The sequence below is a fragment of the Synechococcus sp. R55.8 genome (assembly GCF_047461895.1).
Classification (GTDB): domain Bacteria; phylum Cyanobacteriota; class Cyanobacteriia; order Thermostichales; family Thermostichaceae; genus Thermostichus.
Genome location: NZ_JANSIB010000105.1, coordinates 1 through 8290, shown reverse-complemented (window position 1 = coordinate 8290; position 8290 = coordinate 1). Strand labels below are relative to the sequence as shown.

Genomic DNA, 8290 nt, shown 5'->3' with positions numbered 1-8290 from the left:
CGGCGCACCCGCAGCCGCAATTCGGCGTGCTGCAGCCCCTTGGGCATGGCAATGCCCAGCCACACCGTTGCCAAGGGGGATCCCAGAAATTGAAACTGTTGCTCCGCAGCGCTTTCGCGACGGGGATGCTCTGCTAGCCACCCTGCCAGCACCGAGCGATCTGCTGCCCACCCCTGCACCGCCCCTTTCAGGAGCAGTTCCGCCCCTTCTCGGTAGGAATCGACAGGCACCAACTCCACCCCTGGCAGGTATCGATTCAGCAGGGGAATGGCGCTGGAACCGCGCAAGACTGCAACGCGACCGCCCCGCAAGTCCGACCAGCTTTCCCAGTTGTGGGAACGAGCCACAACCAAGCTGGGGCCATCCTGATAGTAAGCAGAAGTGAACTCCACCTGGCGCGCCCGATCCGGGGTAATGCCGATCTGAGCAATGGCCAAATCCACCTGGCCGTCAGCCAGCACCTGCAGCCGCTCTACATTCGAGACCGGCACCAACTCCACAGCCTCTGCCGAGCCCAACAGCCGGGATCCCAGCTCACAAGCCAGCTCGATCTCAAACCCCTGCAGATCCCCTTGGGGAGTGCGAAACCCCAGCGGCCTCAAGTTGTCTTTTACGGCAACGCGCAGCCGTCCAGAATCCACAATCTCCGGCCAAGGACGAGCCACAGTAGGGATCCCTCTCCCCAGGCAGGCGAGGGCCAGAATGGCTGCCAGGAAGGACTTCTGGATAGCCGTCGGAACCTCCTCAGGAGGCGCGAGACTGGCGCGCTGCCTCCACCACCTGGGTAAAGGCCTCTGGATCCAGGAAAGCCAAGCGGGCCAACATTTTGCGGTTGAGCTGGATATTGGCTTTTTTGAGACCATCGATGAACTCGTGGTAACGCAGGCCCTGGGCACGGGTGGCCGCGTTGATGCGGGTAATCCATAGGCGACGAAAATCCCGCTTCTTGCGGCGGCGATCCCGGTAGGCGCTGCGCAAAGCCTTCATCACCTGCTGGTTGGCGGTGCGGAACAGCTTTGAACCAGCTCCCCGAAAGCCTTTGGCCAGCTTGAGGATCTTTTTGCGGCGCTTGCGGGCGACATTGCCCCGTTTGACTCTCATGGCAGTAACTCAATAGGAACTTGAACAAACTCAAACTGAAGGGTAGAAGCACTCCGTCCTGCTAACGGGATCGGAACTGCTGTCGCCAATGCCAGCCCCTGAAATCTTCTTGCCGGCGCGAGCGGGATCCCGGCTAGTGGGTGTTGGGCAACATCAGGCGCACATTGACCACATCCCGCTTGTCCACCAGGGCCACACCGGCCAATTTGCGTTTGCGCTTGCTGGTTTTGTGCTCCAGCAAGTGGTTGTGCCCGGCCCTGCGACGCATAAACTTGCCGCTGCCGGTCAGGCGGAAGCGCTTGGCTGCTGCCTTGCGGGTTTTGATTTTGGGCATGATGACAACCCCAGAATATGCGGGGCCAGAGCTAAAGGTCACAGCTTTCTAGGATAAGCCATAGAAGAACAAGAGGGCAAATGCCAAGGTTCGTCCCGCTGAGGCAAGGGAAAGGGGTCGAGAAACTCTCAGGAGACTGAGTTTTGAGGCTCCAGCAGCAGCACTTGCCAGCGCAGCAAGCGTTGCAGTTGCTCAAAGCTCAGGGGGCACTCTAGGCCAGCCTGGATCTCTTGGACGGTGCGGATCCCGTCCACCTGTTGGAGAAAGGCGAAGGCTTCTTCGCTCAGGGAGATGGCTTCGTAAGCATAGTTGAAAATGCTCCGCCCCGGCCACAGGCCCAGACAGGGGCTGAGGTGGGCGATGGCCGATGCTACACTTTCTGGGCTTGTCCATTCCCAGCAGCGGATGGGGGGCTTGCCGAGAAACAGCTCGTAGTGGGCTACCACCGGATCCAGCAGCTCGATCAGGCGATAGCGTTCCGGTTCCGGCAGCTGAGCCGCCTGAGCCAGCAGGGCCTCGTCCTGGCCCAACACCCGTTCCAGCCGCCAAAACTCCGGGTTGGAAAAGCGCAGAAACTGCAGTCCGGAAGCCCGGATTAATTCAAACAGAGTCTCGATGGTGTAGTCCACTTCCTGGGGGTGCAGGTACATATCGGCGAAGCATTCGTCGTCCACGTTCTCGATGGCCCAGCGGGCCCGTTCTTGCTGCTGGATGCGGTTGGTTTCCGGCAAGATCTCGAAAAGGCGGCGGCCCACCTGGAGACCCCTCTGCAATTGCTCCGCCGAGGCAAGGGTCTGGTGTTCAGAACCCGTTACCAGCAGGCGGATGGCCTTTTGCATGAGGCGGATTTCGTGGCGGCCCAGCTCACCATACACAAACAGGTGCAAGAGCCCGCCGGGAGCCAATTTGCCGGCCAAAGCCTGCAGCCCCGCTAGCGGATCGGGCAGGTGGTGGAGCACGCCCACGCAGTTGATGAAGTCAAACTGCCCCGGCAGCTGGTCGATGTCGTAGACGTTGAGCTGGCGAAACTGCACCGGCGGTGCCTGGGAAGCCCGACAACGGGCCTCGGCAATCTCCAGGGCGCGGCTGCTCAGATCAAAGGCCCAAATTTCTGCGTTGGGGTTTTGGTGGGCAATGTATTCTGTTCCCACTCCCGAGCCACAGCCCGCATCCAGAATGCGCACCTTGCGCCGACCCGGATGGGATCCCGTACAAAAGGCATGGGCCTGGGGCCAACTCCAGCGCCAATTCCACCCTGGCGGGGGAACAGTGCCGATGGGCTGCGGGGGGAAGGGGTAGAGCTCGTAGAGCTGCCGCACTTGGTTGAGGATTTGTTCGGCGCTGGGGGAGTTGGGCTGCATGGACTATCTGTTGGCTGGCTCGGTTACCAGCAAGACTATAGTGACAATATCCCCCTCCCAAACTCCTGCTGAGCCTACTGTTATGAAAGTGCTTCGCACTGCCAGCGCAAAAACTTCTTCTCATCCTCTGCAAACCGGCCTCACCTTCGACTGGATCAGGCTGACGGCTGAGCTCAAAAAGATTCTGGATCCCCAGCGGGTGATCAGCAAGCCGGAGGAGCTGCTGGTTTACGAATGCGATGGGCTGGTCAGCTACCGGCAAAGGCCGGCGCTGGTGGTGCTGCCCCGCACAACAGAAGAGGTAGCGCAGGTGGTGAAGCTGTGCAGCCGCTACCAGGTGCCCTTCGTGGCGCGGGGATCCGGTACGGGCCTCTCAGGGGGAGCCCTGCCGGTGGAAAATAGCGTCGTCATCGCCACCACCCTGATGAAGCAGATCCTGGAAATCGACCTGGACAACCGCTGCATGGTGGTGCAGCCGGGCGTTATTAACACTTGGATTACCCAGGCCGTGGCCGCCCAAGGCTACTTTTATGCGCCGGATCCCTCTAGCCAGTCGGTTTGCTCCATCGGAGGTAATGTGGCGGAGAACTCCGGCGGTGTCCACTGCCTCAAGTACGGCGTAACGGCCAACCACATTCTCGGCCTGACGGTGGTGCTGCCGGATGGGGAGGTGGTGTGCTGGGGAGGCAAGATCCCGGAGATGCCCGGCTACGACTGGGTGGGGCTGTTTGTGGGATCCGAGGGCACCCTGGGCATTGCCACCGAGATTACCCTGCGCTTGCTCAAGGCCCCGGCTCAAGTGCAGGTTTTGCTGGCAGACTTTGACAGTGTGGAAGCGGCGGGATCCACCGTCTCCGACATCATTGCTGCCGGGATCATCCCCGCCGGCCTGGAGATCATGGACAACTTCAGCATCAATGCCGTGGAGGATGTGGTGCAGTTGGGCTACTATCCGCGGGATGCGGCGGCCATTTTGTTGGTGGAGGTGGATGGGCTGGAACTGGAGGTGGAAGAAGCCAGCCAACAGGTGAGGGCGCTGTGCTTCAAAAATGGGGCGCGACAGGTGCAAGTCGCATCCGACCCGGAAGAGCGGGCGCGGGTGTGGAAAGGACGTAAGGCAGCATTTGCCGCCATGGGCAAGCTCAGCCCCAACTACTATGTTCAGGATGGGGTGATCCCCCGCAGCCAGCTAGCCTTTGTCTTGAAGGAAATCGAGCGCCTCAGCCGTGAGTACGGTTATCCGGTGGCCAATGTGTTTCACGCTGGCGACGGCAATCTGCACCCCTTGATCCTCTACGACGAGTCGGTGCCGGGATCCCTGGAGCAGGTGGAGAAACTGGGGGGCGAAATCCTCAAGCTCTGCGTGCGCTTGGGGGGCAGCATCTCCGGCGAACATGGCATCGGGGCAGACAAACGCTGCTACATGCCGGAAATGTTTACGCCTGCGGATCTGGAGAGCATGCAATGGGTGCGGCAGGTGTTCGACCCCCAGCACATCGCCAACCCCGGCAAGATCTTTCCCACCCCCCGCACCTGCGGTGAGTCAGCCCACGCCCACAGCCAACCAGAATGGCAAGGGATCCCAGTCTTTTGATTTTGAAAGTTTGAAGGTGCTCCGAACCGCTGGCGTGATGGGAATAGCCCTCAGGCTGGGATCAGCCGGCTTGGCGTTGCTGCTGCAGCTCGGCAAAGGCTCGACAGAAGTCTTCCTGTTGGATGACCAGGGTTTTGGCATCCACCGTCTCGGAAGTGGCGCGGTGGCGGCGGATGGCGGCAATGGCGGCGCGGTTGCTGAGCAGGGCCAGGTCGGCACCACTCCAACCTTCGGTCTGCTCGGCCCACCCCTGTAAGTCCACATCAGGCCCCAGGGGACGCTTGCGGTTGTGAACGGCCAAAATTTCCCGTCGCCCGCTGCGATCCGGCAGCTCCACGCTCAGGTGCAGCTCCAACCTGCCGGCCCGGGTGAGGGCGGGATCCAAGCTGGCTTTGCGGTTGGTGGCGGCCACCACCAACACCCCCTGGCTGGGGCGGATCCCGTCCAGCTCTGCCAGCAGCTGCCCCAGAACGCGGTCGCTGACCCCACTATCCCCGGAGTAGCTTCCCCGCGCCGGGGCGAGGGTGTCGATCTCGTCGATGAAGATGACACAGGGGGCGCATTGGCGGGCGCGGGCAAAAAGTTCCCGTACCGCCTGCTCGGAGGATCCCACCCATTTGCTCAAGAGCTCCGGGCCGGAGACGGCAATGAAGTTAGCCTTGGCCTGGGAAGCGATGGCTTTGGCCAACAGGGTTTTGCCAGTGCCAGGGGGGCCGCTGAGGAGGATGCCCTTGGGCGCTTGGGCCTGAGCCTGCTCGTACAACTCAGGGTGCAGCAGGGATCCCTCGATGGCCTCTTGCAAAATCTGCTTGGCGTGCTCCAGGCCGCCAATTTGATCCCAGCTCACCTGCGGGGATTCGATCTCCACCGAGCGCAGCACCGCCGGCTTCACCTGTTGCAGAGCCTGTTGAAAATCCGCTGCGGTTACCGTCAGGGACTCGGGGATGGGGGATCCCAAATCGGGCACCTGCCGCCGCAAAGCCGCATAGGCTGCTGCCTGGCACAGGCCCCGCAGATCTGCCCCCACAAAGCCCAGCGTCTGATCCGCCAGGCTGTCCAGATCCACATCCTCCGCCAAGGGCATGCCGCGGGTGTGGATGGCCAGGATCTCCCGCCGCCCCTCCCGGTCCGGCACCTTGAAGATCACCTCCCGATCAAAGCGCCCCGGTCGCCGCAGAGCCGGATCCAGAGCCTCGGGCCGGTTGGTGGCTGCCAGCACCACGATCCCCTTTTGGGCCACAAACCCGTCCATCAGCCCCAGCATCTGGGCCACCAGGCGTTTTTCCACCTCCCCCTCGACAGTGGCGCGGTTGGGCACTAGGGCATCGATTTCGTCAATAAACACCAGACAGGGAGCCGATTTGGCTGCCTTTTCAAACAGTTGCCGCAGGCGCGCCTCCGCCTCGCCGTAGTACTTGCCGATCAGCTCCGGGCCGACAATGGCGATGTAGTTCACCCCCAGGCTCTCGGCCAGGGCGCGGGCCGTCAGGGTTTTGCCGGTGCCGGGGGGGCCTACCAACAACACGCCGCGGGGCGGATCCAACCCCAGCTTGGCCAGCAGATCGGGCCGCTTGAGGGGGATCTCCACCATCTCCCGCAGCGCTTGGAGCTGTTCCCTCAGTCCCCCCACATCCTTGAGGCGTGGCCCAGCCCAAGACTCTGGGCGGTCGGCAGAAGTTGCTGGCGGGTCGGGCACAGCGGCCTTGGACGGTTCCTGGAAGCGAACCGCAGACATCACTTGGGGCTCGCTGCTCCAGGGGGGATCCCCCGTTTGGGCAGGGCTGCGGCGGCGGGGGATGGAGCCGGAAGGGGGAATAGAACTGCCCAGAGGACGGGCCTGGATGCGGACTTCGGTTCGCAGCTCTCCACTTTGCTTTTTCTCGTCCAGCTTCTGAGCCAGCTCGATCAACTGCTCAATGCCCTGTACAAAGTCACTTAAATTGGCCATAGCCGGGATTTTCCATCCACACAAGTTATCTGCAAATTGACCCGCCAGAGGTGCTAACTCATCCCCTGCCTGGCCAGCTCAGGTGAGGAGAGTTCCACGGCTAGATGCTCAGTATGATACCCTTCACTGCGGCTGCCGTCGGTGTTGGGCAAGGAGAATCTGCTCTCGGATCCAGCCCAGCCAGGGCTCCAGCCCGTCACCCGTCTTGGCAGAAAGACAAAAAATCGGCACAGAAGGGTTGATCTCGCGGATATTGGCCTGGATCCGATCCAAATCCACCTCCAACACAGGAACCAGATCCACTTTGGTGATCAGCAGACAATCCGCCTCTCGAAACATGATTGGGTACTTGAGAGGCTTGTCTTCCCCTTCTGTGACGCTGAGCAGGGCTACCTTGGCGTGTTCCCCCACCTCAAACTCCGCCGGGCAGACCAAGTTGCCGACATTTTCCACCAGCAGCAAATCCAGTTGTTGGGGATCCAGCAGTGCTTCCAATTGCTGCAAGCCCCCGGCCACCATGGCCGCATCCAAATGACAGGCCCGCCCCGTGTTGATGGCAATCACCGGGATCCCGTAGCGACGCAGCCGCTCCGCGTCCAGTTGGGTCGTCATGTCTCCCTCGATCACCGCCAGGCGCAGCGAGCCGGCAAGAGCGGCCACGGTTTTCTCCAGCAAAGACGTCTTACCCGCCCCCGGCGCGCTCATGAGGTTCAGACAGGTTACTCCCCAGGCATCAAAATGCTCCCGGTTGTGGTCGGCCTGGTGTTGATTGGCGTGGAGCAGGTTAATCCCCAGATCCAAGACTTGGTGCATGGCACAACCCGTGTTGCGGTTGAGGAGAAAACGCTCTAGCTGCGGAAAGAGCTGGATTCGGCCACCGTAGGGGTGGGAGAAGGGCCGACGGAGAGTTTACGCACCTCGGAGCAGAAAGAAGCCATGCTGAAGCCACCGAACCGCTTGACAGTGCTGGCCCGCAGGCGCAAGTTGGGGCTGGCAAACCAAATGCGCTCTTCCGACTCAGTCATCTCATACTGGGTGTAAAGGGTAAGGGCGCCATCGGATCCCATGACATAGGTACCGGCCACCGGTACTTTCTCAGCGTAGCCCTGATCCCGCAGCAACTGCCCGCGCATGGGATCGGTCTCATCGGGGATAGGTACCAGCACCACGTCTCCCTTGTACTCTTCGTTGTCCCACTCCTGCTCGCCATCCCACCGCACCCGCGCTGCTCCCACAGCTCGTCGGGGATCCACCCTGAACAACTCGCAAACCCGGATGACTGCTGGATCGGTTGCCGCAAGGGTGGCAATTTGTAGCCGCGACCTCCCACCCTCAGAGCGGCGAAAAGCCAAGTGATGGCTGGTGCGTTGGCACATCCACTCCCCAGCACTGAGGGCAAAAAACTCCATTACGGTCATCATGGCCGACGCGGATCCTCATCGATGGAACAGGGTTTGCCGATCTTAGCTTGCAGAGCAACTCAACGATTTAGCTAACGGTGGTGCGGGGGCAATCAGTCCTGCGCTCTACCCGCAGGGTGAGCACCGGGATACAGGGATCCCCGCCATACCTCTGAGCGAAATCTGTAGTAAAACCTACTTATGCTGGTGTAACCTACAAGCACCGGATTGATCCAGATGCCTCCCAACAAGCCGCTCGCGTCAGCGGGACGGAGGCCTTGCTGTTGGCGTGGCTGGAGATTGGCCGGGACGTATACAACTACACTTTGCCGGAAATCAACGAGTGGATAGCATCTTGCTCTTGGCCGGTGGACAGGGGTTCCTGGGTGCAGGAGTCCATCCTGTCTGCCGATGCACCGTTCCCTGTGGATTAGACTTGTTTTGCGAGCTGGCAGTAGCCAGGGAGGCTGGGGAAGGGAAACTGCCTGTTCAGTCGGTCTGTCGGGGGTTGTAGACCCAGACAAGTGGCGTGGGGCAGGAATGCCCGACCGC

At 61.2% G+C, this 8290-nt stretch carries 8 protein-coding genes; 1 reads left to right on the top strand and 7 read right to left on the bottom strand.

Going from position 1 to position 8290, the window contains the following annotated elements; genetic code table 11:
• From NW829_RS10475 to NW829_RS10460, 4 genes are all read right to left on the bottom strand, one after another.
• Positions 1-665, bottom strand: a 665-nt coding sequence (locus NW829_RS10475) for a transporter substrate-binding domain-containing protein (RefSeq protein ID WP_414417030.1), incomplete at its 3' end; no start/stop codon positions are given.
• A 79-nt stretch (positions 666-744) separates the two neighbouring features.
• A complete protein-coding gene (rplT, locus tag NW829_RS10470) occupies positions 745-1101 on the bottom strand; it encodes a 50S ribosomal protein L20 (RefSeq protein WP_011434388.1) in 357 nt (118 codons plus the stop codon).
• A gap of 133 nt (positions 1102-1234) precedes the next feature.
• The gene (gene rpmI, locus NW829_RS10465) at positions 1235-1435 is read right to left on the bottom strand and encodes a 50S ribosomal protein L35 (protein WP_011434387.1); all 201 of its coding nucleotides are present in this window, start codon (positions 1433-1435) and stop codon (positions 1235-1237) included.
• 128 nt (positions 1436-1563) lie between these two features.
• The gene (locus NW829_RS10460) at positions 1564-2796 is read right to left on the bottom strand and encodes a class I SAM-dependent methyltransferase (RefSeq protein WP_414413497.1); all 1233 of its coding nucleotides are present in this window, start codon (positions 2794-2796) and stop codon (positions 1564-1566) included.
• Positions 2797-2878: 82 nt separating this feature from the next.
• Between NW829_RS10460 and glcD the strand changes: the two genes are divergently transcribed.
• Positions 2879-4390 carry a glycolate oxidase subunit GlcD gene (gene glcD, locus NW829_RS10455; protein WP_414407415.1) on the top strand — a complete coding sequence of 504 codons (1512 nt, stop codon included), beginning with the start codon at positions 2879-2881 and terminating at the stop codon, positions 4388-4390.
• A 61-nt stretch (positions 4391-4451) separates the two neighbouring features.
• On the opposite strand, the gene NW829_RS10450 is transcribed toward glcD, so the two are convergent.
• From NW829_RS10450 to NW829_RS10440, 3 genes are all read right to left on the bottom strand, one after another.
• Positions 4452-6338 carry an AAA family ATPase gene (locus NW829_RS10450; protein ID WP_011434384.1) on the bottom strand — a complete coding sequence of 629 codons (1887 nt, stop codon included), beginning with the start codon at positions 6336-6338 and terminating at the stop codon, positions 4452-4454.
• Positions 6339-6461: 123 nt separating this feature from the next.
• Entirely contained in the window at positions 6462-7151 is a 690-nt protein-coding gene (gene hypB / locus NW829_RS10445) for a hydrogenase nickel incorporation protein HypB (RefSeq protein ID WP_414329170.1), read from the bottom strand.
• 35 nt (positions 7152-7186) lie between these two features.
• Positions 7187-7759 carry a phycobiliprotein lyase gene (locus NW829_RS10440; RefSeq protein ID WP_041436880.1) on the bottom strand — a complete coding sequence of 191 codons (573 nt, stop codon included), beginning with the start codon at positions 7757-7759 and terminating at the stop codon, positions 7187-7189.
• Positions 7760-8290: the final 531 nt, after the last annotated feature.